The following is a 15,283-nucleotide window of genomic DNA, read 5'->3' as shown; positions in this document are numbered from 1 at the left end:
CACCAAAATCAATGGATCGGCGATCCGCGCTCCGCCATCCTGACGGAATGACCAGAGACCAGCCCCGGGAGCAATCCCGGCCGCAGCCACCGGACGAGCGCCGCACGGTGCGCATCTCGAAGTACCTGTCGAAGCATCTGCGTCACCAGCCCGAGCGCATCGGCCTCGTCCTCGACCCGCAGGGGTGGACCGAGATCGACACCCTGCTCGCCGCCCTCGCCCGGAACGGCCTCCCGATCACCCGGGCCGAACTCGACCACGTCGTCGCGACCAACGACAAGAAGCGCTTCGCCGTCGAGGGCACCCGCATCCGCGCCAGCCAGGGCCACACCGTCGAGGTGGACCTCGACCTGCCCCCGGCGGAACCGCCCGCGTACCTCTACCACGGCACGGTCGCCACGGCGCTCCCCGCGATCCGGGCGGAGGGGCTGCGCCCCATGGCCCGCCACCACGTGCACCTCTCCCCCGACCGGGAGACCGCGACCCGGGTCGGCGCCCGCCGCGGCCGGCCGGTCGTGATCGACGTCGACGCCGGTGCCATGCACCGGGCCGGACACGTCTTCCGCGTCAGCGCCAACGGGGTCTGGCTCGCGGACGCCGTCCCGCCGGAGTTCCTCCGCCTTCCGGGCTGAGGCCGGACCGGCCGACCCCCTGAGGCATGATCGTTCCCATGGCCCACCCGCACCTGCCCAGCACCGAGGCGGCCGTCGTCGCGATCCGCGAACTCGCCCGGGAGTTCCACCTGGAGATGACGGTGACCGACGACATCGGAGCCGACCGGACGTCCCGCCGCACGTCCGCGGACGCGTTCGCCGTCCTCGACGACGACGGCTCGCTCCCGCACGAGGCCTACGTCGAACTCGGCGGCTCTCCCGCCGTCACGGTCCAGATCTTCCCCGAGGACGACGCCCGGATCATCGTCGAGGGCATCGAGTTCGCGGACGTCCCGCGCGACGCCGTGCCCGCCTTCGTCCGCGCCGTCCACGGCGGCCTCGCCCACGTGAAGGGACGATTCCTCCCGCCGGGCTGGTGGCTCGTCGTCCCGCTGCCCGGCGACGAGACGTACAGGGAACTCGTCCCCGGCGCCTCCCTCACACCCTGGATGAACCGCAACGTCCGCTGATCCCCCGCGCGTATCGTGGCCGTCATGCGCTTGAGTACGGTGATCCTCCCCATCCACCGATGGAGCGAGGGGCAGAAGACCTGGCAGCGGGCCGAAGAACTCGGCTTCCACGCCGCGTACACCTACGACCACCTGTCCTGGCGGACGTTCCGGGACGGCCCGTGGTTCGGGGCGCTGCCCACCCTCACGGCAGCGGCCGCGGCCACCACCCGGATCCGGCTCGGCACCCTCGTGACCTCGCCCAATTTCCGCCATCCCGTGACGCTCGCCAAGGAGCTGATCACGCTCGACGACATCTCCGGCGGACGCGTCACGCTCGGCATCGGCGCGGGCGGCAACGGCTTCGACGCCACCGTGCTGGGGCAGGAGCCGTGGACGCCGAAGGAGCGCGCCGACCGCTTCGCCGAGTTCGTGCCGCTGCTCGACCGGCTCCTCACCGAGGACGCCGTCTCCCAGCGGGGCACCTTCTACTCGGCGGACGAGGCCCGGAACATCCCCGGCTGCGCCCAGCGCCCCCGGCTGCCCTTCGCGGTCGCGGCGACCGGCCCCCGGGGCCTGAGGCTGGCGGCCCGCCACGGCCAGGCGTGGGTGACCACGGGCGACCCCAAGATCTTCGAGACCGGCACCCCGGAGCAGTCGGTGGCGGCGCTGCGGGGCCAGATCGAGAAGCTCGGCAAGGCCTGCGCCGAGACCGGACGCGAGGTCGCCGAGCTCGACAAGGTCCTGCTGACGGGCTTCACCCCGGATCGCGGGCGGCCGCTGGAGTCCGTCGACGCGTTCGTCGACTTCGCGGGACGGCACCGCGAACTCGGCTTCACCGAACTCGTGATCCACTGGCCCATCCCGGACTCGGACTTCGCCACCGACCAGCAGGTGTTCGAGCGGATCGCCACGGAGGCGCTCGCCCAGCTGGACTGACCCGGTCGCGGCTCTGGCCCGGGGGGATCGGTCGCCGACGCGCTCGCCCGGTGGATCAGGCGATCCGCCGGGCGTGGCCCCGCCACAGCGCCAGCAGCACCGGGGAGCCGACCGGCTCCGGGCCCGCCGCGCAGACGTCGGCATGGCCGACCCGGCACCTCTCGGACGGGGCGGCGGATCCGGGCCGGACCACGGTCCCGTCCCCCGCGAGCTGCCAGCGGCTGGCGGCCGGGACGGCGGAGGACGCCAGTTCACCGGGCTCGATCATGATCCAGCGGCCCTGCGCCGTCCGGTACCAGACGCCCCGGCCCCCGCACCGCCGGCAGGCCGAGATGCCCGGAGCCACGGCACGCGGCGCGGACCCCCCGGAGCGGGGCTCCGGCACAGACCCTCCGGACCGGACCTCCCCCACGGATCGTCCGGTACGGGAGGCCGCCGACCCACCGGAGCGGGGCTCCGGCACGGCGACGGCCAGGCGCGGGACGTCCGCCGTCGCCTCTCCGCACCGGGCGTCCCGGCCGGCTCCGCCCCCCACCGCGAACGACGCGGCGTCGACCAGACCCGCGAGGACGTCGCCGACCAGCACCGGGTCCCGTGCCGGCTGCGCCACGCCCCGCCCCTCGCACCCGGGGCAGAGGGCCATGCCGAGACTCGGGACCCACGTCCCGTACGGCGCGCCGCAGGAGTCGCACTCGTCGTTTCTCCGGCCCGAGCCCATGCTCCGCCCCCCTCGAGACGTCATCAGCTCCCAGGGACCTTCCCCGTCAGCCCGAAAACGAACGGACGTTTACGGCCACGTCGGGGCGTAAGCCCCCGGCCGCCCGGGAAGGCCCGTCACCCGAAACCGGCCACTCATATGTGCGGCTCCCCGCACGCCCGTGCGTTCGGTGCGGAAGAATGGTGCGGTGACCTCTCCCCGATCCCCGCGCACGCCCGCCCCGACGGTCCGACTGATCGCCACCGATCTCGACGGCACCCTCCTGCGCGACGACAAGACCCTGTCCGAGCGCACGATCGCCGCCCTCGCCGCCGCCGAGCAGGCCGGGATCGAGGTCTTCTTCGTCACCGGCCGCCCGGCCCGCTGGATGGACGTCGTCAGCGAGCACGTCCACGGCCACGGCCTCGCGATCTGCGCCAACGGCGCCGCCGTGGTCGACCTCCACTCCGGAGGCACCTTCCTGGAGGTGCGCCCGCTGGAGCGCCCGGCCGCCATGGACGTCGTCACGGCCCTGCGCGCCGCCGCGCCCGGCACCTCGTTCGCCGTGGAGCTCACGACCGGAATCCACTACGAACCGCACTACCCGCCGTTCCACCTGGACCCCGGGGCGACCGTCGCCACCGCCGAGAAGCTCCTCTTCGAAGAGACCCCCGGAGCCGCGGCCCCCGTCCTCAAGCTGCTCGCCAAGCACCCGGACCTCGACCCCGACGCGTTCCTGGCCCTGGCCCGGCAGGCCGCCGGGCACCGGGCCTCCTTCACCCGCTCGGGCCCCACCGCCCTCATCGAGATCAGCGGCCTCGGCGTCTCCAAGGCCTCCACCCTGGCCCAGTGCTGCGCCGAGCGGGGCATCACCGCCGACGAGGTCGCCGCCTTCGGCGACATGCCCAACGACATCGAGATGCTCAGCTGGGCGGGCCGCTCGTACGCGATGGGCCAGTCGCACCCCGACGTGATCGCCGCCGCCTCCGGCCGTACGGTCGGCAACAACGAGGACGGCGTCGCCGTCGTCGTCGAGCAGCTGGTGGCGGACGCCCTGCGGGCCGCCGGGACGACGGCACCGCGGGGCTGAGGAGGACGACCGTCCCTACAGCGGCGCCTCCCAGATCACCGTCGTACCGCCGCCGTCCTCCCCGAGGCCCGGGCCGCACCAGCTCGCCCCGCCCAGCGACTCGGCCCGCCGCGCCAGGTTCCGCAGCCCGCTGCGGCGCCCGCCCTTGGGGAGGCCGATGCCGTCGTCCGCCACCTCCAGCCGTACTCCGGCCGAACCGTCGGGCAGCGTCACGCCGGCGTCGACGACCACCTCGATCCGGCTCGCCTCGGCGTGGCGGAAGGCGTTGGACAGCGCCTCGCGCAGGGCCGCGATGAGGTTCTTGCCGGTGAGCTCGCCGACCGTCGCGTCGATCGCGCCGAGGAAGCGGTGCGCGGGCTTGAAACCGAGCGGCACGGCCGCCATGTTGATCTCCCGCAGGACCCGGGTGCGCAGCCCCGACGGAGCCTCCGCGGGACCCTGCTGGAGCGCGAAGATCGCCGTACGGATCTCCTGGATCGTCACGTCCAGCTCGTCGACGGCCTTCCCGACGCCCTCGCGCACCGCCGGCACGATCGACCGTCGCTGGGCGCTCTCCAGCATCATGCCGGTGGCGAAGAGCCGCTGGATGACGAGATCGTGCAGATCGCGGGCGATGCGGTCCCGGTCCTCGTACACGGCGAGGCGCTCCCGGTCCCGCTGCGCGTCGGCCATCATCAGGGCCAGCGCCGCCTGCGAGGCGAACTGGGTGGCCAGTGTCCGCTCCGTCTCGGTGAACGGGCGCCCGCCCCGCACCCGGGGTGTGGCGAGCGCGCCCAGCACCCGCCCGCCGCTCTGCAGCGGCAGCATCATGCTGGGGCCGTACGGCGAGGTCAGCCGGCTGATCATGCGGGGATCCGTGGAGGCGTCCGCCACGAAGACCGCCTCGCCCTCCAGGAGTCGCTGCACCACGGGGCTCTCCGGCGGGATCACCACGCCGAGGGACTTCGTGGGCCGGGGCGAGGAGACGGCCACGATCTCCAGGCCGCCGTCCTCGGAGGGCAGGAGCACGATCCCGGCGTCGGCGTCGGCGAGCCGGCGGGCCTGCTCGGCGACGACCGTGAGGGCGTCGTCCGCGTCGCCGCCGGAGAGCAGCGCGGTGGTGACGGCCACGGAGCCGTCGATCCACCGCTCGCGCTGACGGGCGGCCTCGTACAGCCGCGCGTTGCCGATGGCGATGCCCGCCTCGGTGGCGAGCACCCGGACCATGTGGACGTCGTAGTCGTTGAACTCGTCGCCGCCCCGCTTCTCCGCGAGGTACAGATTGCCGAAGATCTCGCCCTGGACCCGGATGGGCACCCCGAGGAAGGTCCGCATCGGCGGATGCCCCGGCGGGAAGCCCGCGGCGCGCGGGTCGGCGGCCAGGTCGGCGAGCCGGATCGTCTGCGGGTCGCGGATGAGCGCGCCGAGCAGCCCCGCGTGTCCGTCCGGCCGGCGCCCGATCCGGCGGGCCACCTCCTCGTCGACGCCGAAGGTGACGAAGTCGGAGAGCCCCTTGCCCTCTTCGTCGACGACACCGATGGCGGCGTAGCGGGCGTCGGCGAGTTCGGCGGCGGTCTCGCAGATCCGGTCGAGGGTGGAGTGCAGTTCGAGCCCCGTGCCCACCGAGCGCATGGCTTCGAGGAGCTGCGGAACGCGGGCGGTGAGCTCCGTGGACAGCCCCTGGAGGCTGCGGGTGGCCTGAGTGGCGGCTTCCAGGGGGTCCGGGGCTCCGGACGCTGCGGCGGTCATGGGCTTGAGCCTAGTTAGTCCTATTTGGCGAGAAAAGTCAGGCGGCGCCCGGGATCAGGACACGAGCGGCTCCCGGTCGTTCCCGAGGGCCGCCGCCGCGCCCGCGCCGACGGCCAGCAGATCGGTCTCCCGCTCCTGTTCCAGCATCCGGCGCAGCGGCCCTTCGGCCTCCGCGAGCTCGGCGTACGGGCCGCGCTGCACCGTCCTGCCCGCGTCGAGGACGAGGACCTCGTCGACCGCGTCGAGTCCGTGCAGCCGGTGGGTGATGAGGACGGTCGTCCGGCCTTCGGTGGCCCGGAGGAGATCGTCGGTGAGCGCGTCGGCGGTGGCCAGGTCCAGGTGCTCCGCCGGTTCGTCGAGGACGAGGACGGGGAAGTCGGCGAGCAGCGCGCGGGCCAGCGCCAGGCGCTGCCGCTGCCCGCCGGACAGCCGTGAGCCGTGCTCGCCCACGAGGGTGTCGAGGCCCTGCGGCAGTCCGTCGACCCAGTCGAGCAGCCGGGCGCGGCGCAGTGCCTCGCGGAGCTCCTCGTCGCTCGCACCGGTCCGGGCGAGCCGCAGGTTCTCCCGGACGGAGCTGTCGAAGAGGTGGGCGTCCTGGGCGCAGAGGCCGACGAGCCGCCGGACCGCGTCGCCGTCGAGCTCCCAGGCGGGCACCCCGCCGAGCCGGTACATGCCGGACTCCACGTCCAGGAACCGCAGCAGCACCTGGGCGAGGGTGGTCTTGCCGGAGCCCGAGGCGCCGACGACGGCGACCCGGCGCCCGGCCTCCAGGGTGAGCCGGAAGCCGGCGAGCGCCGCCCTCTCCTGCCCGGCGTGCCGGGCGGAGAGTCCGGTGAGCTCCAGCGGGAAGGGGCTCGCCGGGGGAGTCTCGGGCCGGACCGGCTCGTGGACGGGTACGGGCGCGTCGAGCACCTCGAAGACCCGCTCGGCGCTGTGCTTGACGCGCTGGCGGTACTGGACGGCGAGCGGCAGACCGGTGACGGCCTCGAAGGCGGCGAGCGGGGTGAGGACGACCACGGCCAGCGCCACCCCGGCGAGCCGCCCGTCCGCCACGGCCTGGACGCCGACGACCGCGGCGCCCGCGACCGTCACGCCGCAGACCAGGGCGGAGAGTCCGGCGCCGAGCGCGGCGGCCGCGGCCTGCCGGGAGGCGATGCCGGTGAGGGTGCGGTCGGCGGACCGCGTCCGTTCGATCCTGTCCCGCAGGGCGCCGGCCACGGTCAGCTCGGCGCAGCCGCGCAGCAGGTCGGCCACGGCGGTCGCCAGGGCGCCGCGTGCGGGGGCGAGCCGCCGTTCGGCGCGGCGGGCCAGCGCACCGCTGACCGCCGGCACGAGGACGCCCGCGACGAGCAGGCCCGCGGCGAGGACGGCGCCGGCCTCGGGAAGCAGCCAGGCGGTGAACCCGACGGAGGCGAGTCCCACGACGAGCGCGGCACCGGCCGGCAGGAGCCAGCGGAGCCAGTAGTCCTGGAGCGCGTCGACGTCCTGGACGAGCCGGGAGAGCAGGTCGCCGCGGCGGGTGCGGCGCAGTCCGGCGGGCGCGATCCGCTCCAGCCGCCGGAAGACGGAGACCCGGAGTTCGGCGAGCATCCGCAGGACGGCGTCGTGCGAGACGAGCCGCTCGGCGTAGCGGAAGACGGCCCGGCCGATGCCGAAGGCGCGCGTGGCGGTGACGGCGACCATCAGATAGAGCACGGGGGGCTGTTCGGAGGCGCGGGAGATCAGCCACCCGGACACGGCCATGAGTCCCACGGCGGAGCCGAGGGCGAGGCTTCCGAGGAGCAGGGCGAGTCCCATCCGTCCCCTGAGCTCCCCCGCCATCGCCCGTACCCGTCCGAGCACCGCCGTCCCGGTGGCGGGGGACCGCTCGACGCGGGGCTCCGCCGCTCCCTCCGGACGGGACCCCGTGGCGAGGTCGGTTCCGGCCGCCCCGCCGTCCCGCCCCGCCTCCGCCCGCTCCGGGCGCCCACCGTCCACGGAGCCGCCGGACACGGAGCCGCCGGACACGGAGCCGTCGCTCACGGAGCTGTACGTGGACCCGGACGCGGAGCCCTCGTCCGCGGAGCCGCCGGACGCACCGCCGCCGACCGTCACGACCCGGTCCGCGACCGCGAGCAGCGCCGGCCGGTGGGCGACCAGCAGCACCGTCCGCCCAGCCGCCAGCCGGCGGACCGCGTCGACGATCCCCGCCTCCGTCTCGCCGTCCAGCGCCGCCGTCGGTTCGTCGAGCAGCAGCAGCGGCCGGTCGGCGAGGAAGCCGCGCGCCAGCGCGAGCCGCTGCCGCTGCCCCGCCGAGAGTCCGGCACCGTCCTCGCCGAGCGGGGTGTCGAGTCCCCGCGGCAGCTCCGCCACGAACCCGTCCGCCCCGGCGTCCCGCAGGGCGTCCCGTACGGCCTCGTCCGAGGCGTCCGGGCGGGCAAGCCGGACGTTCTCGGCGATCGTCCCGGCGAAGAGGTGGGGCCGCTGCGGCACCCAGGCGATCCGCGACCGCCAGGACTCCGGATCCAGGGAGGCGAGCGGCTCGCCCCCGACCCGTACGGAACCTCCGTCCTGCGGCACGGCGAAGCCGAGGACGACGTCGAGCAGGGTCGACTTCCCGGCCCCGCTCGGTCCGACCAGGGCCACCGTCTCCCCGGGCTCGACCGTGAGGTGCATCGCGTCCAGCGCGGGCTCGGCACGCCCGGCGTGGCGCACCGTCACGTCCTGGAGCTCCAGCCGTACCGACTCGGGCGCCGGACGGCCGCCCCCGTCCCGTACCGGCTCCTCCAGGACGTCGAAGATCTCCTCCGCCGCGGCGAGTCCTTCCGCCGCCGCGTGGAACTGCGCGCCGACCTGCCGCAGCGGCAGATACGCCTCGGGCGCCAGGATCAGGATGACGAGACCGGTGTACAGGTCGAGTTCGCCGTGGACGAGCCGCATGCCGATGGTCACGGCGACGAGCGCGACGGACAGCGTCGCGAGGAGCTCCAGGGCGAAGGAGGAGAGGAAGGCGATCCGCAGCGTGCGCATGGTCGCCCGGCGGTACTCGGAGGTGATCGCACGGATCGACTCGGCCTGGGCCTTCGCCCGGCCGAAGATCTTGAGGGTGGGGAGCCCGGCCACCACGTCCAGGAAGTGGCCGGAGAGCCGGGAGAGCAGCTTCCACTGCCGGTCCATGCGGGCCTGGGTGTACCAGCCGATGAGGATCATGAAGACCGGGATGAGCGGCAGGGTGACCACGATGATCGCCGCCGACACCCAGTCCTCGGTGACGATGCGGGCCAGCACGGCCACGGGGACCACGACCGCGAGCCCGAGCTGGGGCAGATAGCGGGCGAAGTAGTCGTCGAGGGCGTCCACTCCGCGGGTGGCGAGGGCGATCAGCGAGCCGGCCCGCTGGCCGCTGAGCCAGCCCGGTCCGAGGGCGGACGCCTGGACCAGGAGCCGACCGCGGAGTTCGGACTTGACCGCCGCGCTCGCCCGGTGGGCGGCGAGCTCGGTCAGCCAGGAGACCAGCCCCCGAGCCGCCGCGATGCCCACGAGCAGCAGCAGGGGGGTGGTCAGGGCGGAAACCGACTGGCCCTTCTGGAAGGACCCCACCACGATCTCGGCGATGAGCATCGCCTGGGCGACGACCAGCGCCGCCCCGGTCAGGCCGAGGCCGACCACCGCGATCAGGAAGAGTCGGGTGGCCCTGGCGTACCGGAGCAGGCGCGGATCGATCGGTTTCACGTGAAACATGCTCCCTGGAGAGGGCCGGCTAGTGGGTTCCGGCGATGTGCTGCGTACCGATCCGCTTGCGGAACACCCAGTAGGTCCAGCTCTGGTAGAGCAGCACCAGTGGGGTCGCGATCGCCGCGCACCAGGTCATGATCTTGAGCGTGTACGGGCTCGACGAGGCGTTCGTCACGGTAAGGCTCCACTCCGGGTTGAGCGAAGACGGCATGACGTCCGGGAAGAGCGCGAGGAAGAGCATCGCCACGGCGGCCGTGATGGTGACGCCGGAGAGGGCGAACGACCATCCCTCGCGCCCCACCTTGATCGCGAAGATCGCTCCGACCAGGGCCACCACGGCGATCAGCATCGCCGCGAGGCTCCAGCTGTCCCCGGTGTCGAGCTGGGTCCAGATCAGGAAGCCGAGCGCGGCCACCGCCGTGACCAGGCCCAGCTTGAGGGCGAGGGCCCGCGCCCGGTCCCGGATGTCACCGACCGTCTTGAGGGAGACGAAGACCGCTCCGTGGAAGGTGAAGAGGGTGAGCGTGACCAGGCCGCCGAGGAGCGCGTACGGGTTGAGGAGCTCCCAGAAGCTCCCGACGAACTCCATGTCCGCGTCGATCTTCACGCCGCGGACGATGTTGGCGAAGGCCACGCCCCAGAGGAACGCGGGGATGAGCGAGGTCCAGAAGATGGCCTGCTCCCAGTTGCGCTGCCAGTCCTCCTCGGGCCGCTTCGCCCGGTACTCGAAGGCGACGCCCCGGATGATCAGGCAGACCAGGATGATCAGCAAGGGCAGGTAGAAGCCGGAGAAGAGCGTCGCGTACCACTCGGGGAAGGCGGCGAAGGTCGCGCCGCCCGCGGTGAGCAGCCACACCTCGTTGCCGTCCCAGACGGGTCCGATGGTGTTGATGAGGACGCGCTTCTCGGGCCGGTCGCGGGCGAGCAGCTTGGTGAGGATGCCGACCCCGAAGTCGAAGCCCTCGAGGAAGAAGTAGCCGATCCAGAGGACGGCGATGAGTACGAACCAGACGTCGTGGAGTTCCATGCCTCGATCTCCTGAGCCTCAGTACGAGAAGGCCATGGGGCGGTCGGGGTCACGAGAGTCCCCGCCGATCTTGGTGGGCGGGTTGAGGTCGTCCTCGGTGAGCTCCGGCGGGCCGGCCTTGATGTACTTCACGAGGAGCTTGACCTCGATCACGGCGAGCACGGCGTAGAGCGCGGTGAAGACGATCATCGAGGTGAGCACCTCGGCCGTGGTGGTGCCGGGGGAGACCGCGTCCCGGGTGCGCAGCACGCCGTAGACGACCCAGGGCTGACGGCCCATCTCGGTGAAGATCCAGCCCCAGGAGTTGGCGATCAGCGGGAACGCCATGGTCCAGAGAGCCACGATCCAGTACCACCTGCCCAGGCGGGGGCTGAGTGCCTTCCGCTTGAACAGGACCAGGTTCGGCACTTCGTCCTCACCGGTCCTCAGTCCCGGTGCCAGCATGAACTTCTTGCGGGTCAGCCAGAGGCCGATCATCCCGATGGTCAGCGAGGCCATGCCGAAGCCGATCATCCAGCGGAAGCCCCAGTAGGCGACGGGGATGTTGGGCCGGTAGTCGCCGGGTCCGAACTTCTCCTGCTCGGCCTTGTTGATGTCGTTGATGCCCGGGACGTACGAGCTGAAGTCGTCGTTCGCCAGGAACGACAGCAGACCCGGGATCTCTATGGCCACCTTGTTGTGGCCCTTGTCGACATCGCCGTACGCGAAGATCGAGAACGGAGCGGGCGCCTCGCCGTCCCAGAGGGCCTCGGCGGCGGCCATCTTCATGGGCTGCTGCTTGAACATGACCTTGCCGAGCAGGTCACCGCTGATGGCGGTGCCGAGGCCGGCGATGATCAGGGTGATCAGGCCGAGGCGGAGCGAGGTCCGCATCACCGGGATGTGCTTCTTGCGCGCCAGGTGGAAGGCGGCGATGCCGACCATGAACGCACCGCCGACCAGGAAGGCCGCGGTCATGGTGTGGAAGAACTGGGTGAGCGCGGTGTTCTGGGTGAGCACCTGCCAGAAGTCGGTGAGCTCGGCCCGGCCCCGCTCCTCGTTGATCCGGTAGCCGACCGGGTGCTGCATCCAGGAGTTGGCCGCGAGGATGAAGTACGCGGAGAGGATCGTGCCGATCGACACCATCCAGATGCAGGCGAGGTGGATCCGCTTGGGGAGCTTGTCCCAGCCGAAGATCCACAGGCCGATGAAGGTCGACTCGAAGAAGAAGGCGATGAGCGCCTCGAAGGCGAGCGGCGCCCCGAAGATGTCACCGACGAAGCGCGAGTAGTCGGACCAGTTCATGCCGAACTGGAACTCCTGCACGATGCCGGTGACCACACCCATGGCGATGTTGATCAGGAAGAGCTTGCCCCAGAACTTCGTCGCCCTGAGGTACTTCTCGTTCTCCGTCCGTACCCATGCCGTCTGGAGACCGGCGGTGAGGGCCGCGAGGGAGATCGTCAGGGGGACGAAGAGGAAGTGGTAGACGGTGGTGATGCCGAACTGCCAGCGCGCCAAGGTCTCTGGCGCCAGAGCTAGGTCCACGTCGTTCTCTCCTTACATCGCCGTGGTCACATCGGCAGTTTGCCCCGTTGATCCCACCCATTACGGGACGAACCAGGACACGCTTGTGAACGCGTTCACATTCACAAGCATTATCACTCATACGAAATCCGTACCGTCATGCGGGGCCCCCTAGTGAAGGCCGACCCTTCCCAGAACCTTCAACATATTGTTGAATCCGGGGCATGACCCTTCGGATACGCATCGTCTGGCCGGCCGGACACACCACGGCCACCCTTGAGGAGACCCCCACGAGCGCAGCGCTCGCGGGGGCCCTTCCGATCTCCTCCACCGCCCGGACCTGGGGCGAGGAGGTCTACTTCGACACCCCGGTCTCCGTGGCCGTCGAGGACGGCGCGCGCCAGGTCGTCGATCCCGGCACGGTCGCGTTCTGGACGGACGGCGACGCGCTCGCCCTGCCCTACGGCCCCACCCCGATCTCGCGGGGCGACGAGTGCCGGCTCGCGAGCCCCTGCAACGTCCTCGGGGCGCTCGACGACGACCCGAGGATCCTGGCCACCGTCCGCGACGGCGACCCGATCCGGGTGGAACGCGCAGCCGACTGACACGGGCGGGACCACGGGCGGAGGGCCGAGACCGTACGGCCGCCCGCCCGGTACCAGCGGTCAGACCTCCTTGCGGAAGCCCTCCGCCGCCTTCAGGAACAGGTCGTTCGCCTCGCACTCGCCGATCGTGACGCGCACGCCCTCGCCGGCGAACGGCCGCACCACGACCCCGTGGCGCTCGCACTCGGCCGCGAAGTCCAGGGTCTTCTCCCCGAGCCGCAGCCAGACGAAGTTCGCCTGGGTGTCCGCCACGGTCCAGCCCTGCCCCACGAGCCCCTTGTGCACCCGCTCGCGCTCGGCCACCAGGGAGCCGACCCGCCCGAGCAGCTCGTCCTCGGCCCGGAGCGAGGCCACCGCCGCGTCCTGCGCCAGCTGGCTCACTCCGAACGGCACCGCGGTCTTGCGGAGCGCCGCCGCCACCGGCTCGTGGGCGACCGCGAAGCCGACCCGCAGCCCCGCCAGGCCGTACGCCTTGGAGAAGGTCCGCAGCACCGCGACGTTCGGCCGGTCGCGGTAGAGCTCGATGCCGTCCGGGATGTCGGCGTCACGGACGAACTCGCGGTACGCCTCGTCGATCACGACCAGGACGTCGGAGGGCACCCGGTCGAGGAAGCGCTCCAGCTCGGCCCGGCGCACCGCGGTGCCCGTGGGGTTGTTCGGGTTGCAGACGAAGATCAGCCGCGTCCGGTCGGTGATCGCCTCGGCCATCGCGTCGAGGTCGTGCACCTCGCCCTCGGTCAGCGGGACCTGCACCGAGGTGGCCCCGCTGATCTGCGTGATGATCGGGTACGCCTCGAAGGAGCGCCAGGCGTAGACGACCTCGTCGCCGGGGCCGGAGGTGGCCTGCAGGAGCGACTGGGCGACGCCGACCGAGCCGGTGCCGGTGGCCAGGTGGGAGACCGGCACGCCGAAACGGTCCGCCAGCTCCTCGGTCAGACCGGTGCACGCCATGTCCGGGTAGCGGTTGAAGTTCGCGGCGGCGGCCAGCGTGGACTCCATGACCCCGGGCAGCGGCGGGTACGGGTTCTCGTTGGAGGACAGCTTGAAGGCCACGGGCCCGCCCGCGGCCGCCGGCCTGCCCGGCTTGTAGGTGGGGACGCCGTCCAGCTCGGCGCGCAGCTTCGGGCCCGTGCTCGTCCCGCTGGTCCCGCTGGTCTCGCTCACTCTGTGGCCTCCTCGACCTCCGTACCGCCAATACTCCTCACCTTATGAGGATTCGCCGCCGCTGCGAATGGGCTGCGGACAACAGGAGGGACACACTGGGCGGCCCGAGCCCGGACGCGTCCGCCACGGCCCCCCGGCCCGCCCAGCGCTTCCGCCCCCGACCCACCCCCGGATCCGCCCCCGGATCCGCCCCCGGCCGTGCCCGCCACCGTCCGAACCCCACCCCGCCGCGCCACCCCTGCGCGCCACCCGGAGCGCATCCCCCGAACCGCCCCACGAGCGGGCTCCGCGGCGCCCGCCGACGCGGTCCCGATCCGAGGGGGCGCGCAGCCGGGTGGCGCGCGCTGGTGGCGGGCGCCGTGGCGCGCATCCCCCGTAGAGGTGAGTTGAGACCTCTTCGAGACCTCGCCCCCACGCCAGGCCTACACCGTTCGGCAACCACTGGTCCCATGGTGAAGACCCTAACTACCTTGGATTCCTTGCCTCTTGACGCCTTCTGGCCATGCAGAAACGTGCCTGTCAACGCCTGCATATGCGACCGGCCCAACCGCCCCTCATCGCCCTACTATCGGCTCGCCATGACAGCAGCAGGGAAGCACCAGGTGAGCCGGGCACAGACCCGGGGAAGCCGGCAGGGCCGAGCGGGCATCCGGGACGTGGCCGCCGCCGCCGGGGTCTCCATCACGACTGTCTCCGACGCGCTCAACGGCAAGGGCCGACTCCCCGACGCCACCCGCCGGCACGTGCGCGAGGTCGCCGACCGGCTGGGCTACCGCCCGTCCGCGGCGGCCCGCACGCTCCGCACGGGAAAGTCGGGACTCATCGGCCTGACCGTGACCACGTACGGGGATGAACCTTTCACCTTCACCGAATTCGCGTACTTCGCGGAGATGGCCAGAGCAGCCACGTCGGCGGCGCTCGCGCGGGGCTACGCCCTGGTCATCCTTCCCGCGACGTCCCGCCATGACGTCTGGTCGAACGTCGCCCTCGACGGGACCGTCGTCATCGACCCCTCCGACCACGACCCGGTCGTGACCGAACTGGTCCGGCAGGGCCTGCCCGTCGTCTCCGACGGACGCCCCGCCGGCACCCTTCCGGTCACCGCCTGGGTCGACAACGACCACGAAGCCGCCGTCCTCGATCTGCTCGACCACCTCGCCGCCGCGGGCGCCCGCCGCATCGGCCTCCTCACCGGAACCACCACCGACACCTACACCCGACTGTCCACCACCGCGTACCTCGACTGGTGCGAGCGGGTGGGCCAGGATCCCGTCTACGAGGCCTATCCGGCACACGACCCGTGCGCGGGCGCCGTCGCGGCCGACCGGCTGCTCGCCCGACCGGACCGGCCCGACGCCGTGTACGGCCTCTTCGACCCCAACGGCACCGACCTCCTCGCGGCCGCGCGCCGCTACGGGCTGCGCGTCCCGGACGACCTGCTGCTGGTCTGCTGCAGCGAGTCGACCGTCTACGCCACCACCGAGCCGCCCATCACGACGCTCTCGCTCAAACCGCGCCGGATCGGCACGGCCGTCGTCCAGCTCCTCATCGACGCCATCGAGGGGATCGACGCCGACGGCCCGGTCGAACGGGTGATACCGACCGAACTCATCGTCCGCACGTCCTCGCAGCGCCGTTCACCACGCACCACCGTCAGCCCGCCCCGGTCGCCCGAGAAGGACTGACACACCGCCGACCGGCGCCGGCGAAT

The 15,283-nt window shown here is 72.4% G+C and carries 12 protein-coding genes; 6 read left to right on the top strand and 6 right to left on the bottom strand.

Features of this window, described 5'->3' with window-relative positions:
• The first annotated feature begins 47 nt into the window (after positions 1–47).
• The 3 genes from ACF09E_RS28740 to ACF09E_RS28730 are packed head-to-tail and all read left to right on the top strand — an operon-like array spanning position 48 to position 2,041.
• The gene (locus ACF09E_RS28740; RefSeq protein WP_392208241.1) at positions 48–632 is read left to right on the top strand and encodes an RNA 2'-phosphotransferase; all 585 of its coding nucleotides are present in this window, start codon (positions 48–50) and stop codon (positions 630–632) included.
• Between the two features lie 38 nt (positions 633–670).
• Positions 671–1,123, top strand: coding sequence for a hypothetical protein (locus tag ACF09E_RS28735; RefSeq protein WP_392208239.1), 453 nt, complete (start codon positions 671–673; stop codon positions 1,121–1,123).
• Between the two features lie 24 nt (positions 1,124–1,147).
• Positions 1,148–2,041: an LLM class flavin-dependent oxidoreductase gene (locus ACF09E_RS28730; protein WP_392208237.1), complete on the top strand. Its 894-nt coding sequence runs from the start codon at positions 1,148–1,150 to the stop codon at positions 2,039–2,041.
• Positions 2,042–2,096: 55 nt separating this feature from the next.
• On the opposite strand, the gene ACF09E_RS28725 is transcribed toward ACF09E_RS28730, so the two are convergent.
• Positions 2,097–2,651: a DUF6083 domain-containing protein gene (locus tag ACF09E_RS28725; RefSeq protein ID WP_392208235.1), complete on the bottom strand. Its 555-nt coding sequence runs from the start codon at positions 2,649–2,651 to the stop codon at positions 2,097–2,099.
• A gap of 295 nt (positions 2,652–2,946) precedes the next feature.
• Between ACF09E_RS28725 and ACF09E_RS28720 the strand changes: the two genes are divergently transcribed.
• Complete coding sequence (locus tag ACF09E_RS28720; protein ID WP_392208233.1) at positions 2,947–3,828, top strand: Cof-type HAD-IIB family hydrolase; 882 nt, start codon at positions 2,947–2,949, stop codon at positions 3,826–3,828.
• A 15-nt stretch (positions 3,829–3,843) separates the two neighbouring features.
• On the opposite strand, the gene ACF09E_RS28715 is transcribed toward ACF09E_RS28720, so the two are convergent.
• The 4 genes from ACF09E_RS28715 to ACF09E_RS28700 are packed head-to-tail and all read right to left on the bottom strand — an operon-like array spanning position 3,844 to position 11,824.
• Positions 3,844–5,556: a GAF domain-containing protein gene (locus ACF09E_RS28715; RefSeq protein ID WP_392208231.1), complete on the bottom strand. Its 1,713-nt coding sequence runs from the start codon at positions 5,554–5,556 to the stop codon at positions 3,844–3,846.
• A 54-nt stretch (positions 5,557–5,610) separates the two neighbouring features.
• On the bottom strand, positions 5,611–9,267 hold the full coding sequence (gene cydD / locus ACF09E_RS28710; protein ID WP_392208229.1) for a thiol reductant ABC exporter subunit CydD: 3,657 nt from the start codon (positions 9,265–9,267) through the stop codon (positions 5,611–5,613).
• 28 nt (positions 9,268–9,295) lie between these two features.
• The gene (gene cydB / locus ACF09E_RS28705; RefSeq protein ID WP_392208227.1) at positions 9,296–10,297 is read right to left on the bottom strand and encodes a cytochrome d ubiquinol oxidase subunit II; all 1,002 of its coding nucleotides are present in this window, start codon (positions 10,295–10,297) and stop codon (positions 9,296–9,298) included.
• Between the two features lie 18 nt (positions 10,298–10,315).
• Positions 10,316–11,824 carry a cytochrome ubiquinol oxidase subunit I gene (locus ACF09E_RS28700; RefSeq protein ID WP_361857841.1) on the bottom strand — a complete coding sequence of 503 codons (1,509 nt, stop codon included), beginning with the start codon at positions 11,822–11,824 and terminating at the stop codon, positions 10,316–10,318.
• Positions 11,825–12,027: 203 nt separating this feature from the next.
• On the opposite strand from ACF09E_RS28700, the gene ACF09E_RS28695 reads away from it, so the two are divergent.
• Entirely contained in the window at positions 12,028–12,408 is a 381-nt protein-coding gene (locus ACF09E_RS28695; RefSeq protein WP_361857838.1) for a cyclophilin-like fold protein, read from the top strand.
• Between the two features lie 60 nt (positions 12,409–12,468).
• On the opposite strand, the gene hisC is transcribed toward ACF09E_RS28695, so the two are convergent.
• Positions 12,469–13,572, bottom strand: a complete 1,104-nt coding sequence (gene hisC / locus ACF09E_RS28690) for a histidinol-phosphate transaminase (RefSeq protein ID WP_392208226.1) — start codon at positions 13,570–13,572, stop codon at positions 12,469–12,471.
• Between the two features lie 578 nt (positions 13,573–14,150).
• Here hisC and ACF09E_RS28685 point away from each other — a divergent pair.
• Positions 14,151–15,257, top strand: a complete 1,107-nt coding sequence (locus ACF09E_RS28685) for a LacI family DNA-binding transcriptional regulator (RefSeq protein WP_361857832.1) — start codon at positions 14,151–14,153, stop codon at positions 15,255–15,257.
• Positions 15,258–15,283 lie beyond the last annotated feature (26 nt).

Source organism: Streptomyces sp. NPDC014891, from assembly GCF_043081085.1.
Classification (GTDB): domain Bacteria; phylum Actinomycetota; class Actinomycetes; order Streptomycetales; family Streptomycetaceae; genus Streptomyces.
The sequence above is the reverse complement of the archived record's forward strand: the minus strand, read 5'-3'. Positions and strand labels throughout refer to the sequence as shown.

Coding starts and splice junctions, on each gene's coding strand:
- ACF09E_RS28735 (WP_392208239.1), top strand. CDS start 671: ATGGCCCACCCGCACCTGCCCAGCACCGAGGCGGCCGTCGTCGCGATC.
- ACF09E_RS28685 (WP_361857832.1), top strand. CDS start 14,151: ATGACAGCAGCAGGGAAGCACCAGGTGAGCCGGGCACAGACCCGGGGA.
- ACF09E_RS28730 (WP_392208237.1), top strand. CDS start 1,148: ATGCGCTTGAGTACGGTGATCCTCCCCATCCACCGATGGAGCGAGGGG.
- cydB (WP_392208227.1), bottom strand. CDS start 10,297: ATGGAACTCCACGACGTCTGGTTCGTACTCATCGCCGTCCTCTGGATC.
- ACF09E_RS28715 (WP_392208231.1), bottom strand. CDS start 5,556: ATGACCGCCGCAGCGTCCGGAGCCCCGGACCCCCTGGAAGCCGCCACT.
- ACF09E_RS28740 (WP_392208241.1), top strand. CDS start 48: ATGACCAGAGACCAGCCCCGGGAGCAATCCCGGCCGCAGCCACCGGAC.
- ACF09E_RS28695 (WP_361857838.1), top strand. CDS start 12,028: ATGACCCTTCGGATACGCATCGTCTGGCCGGCCGGACACACCACGGCC.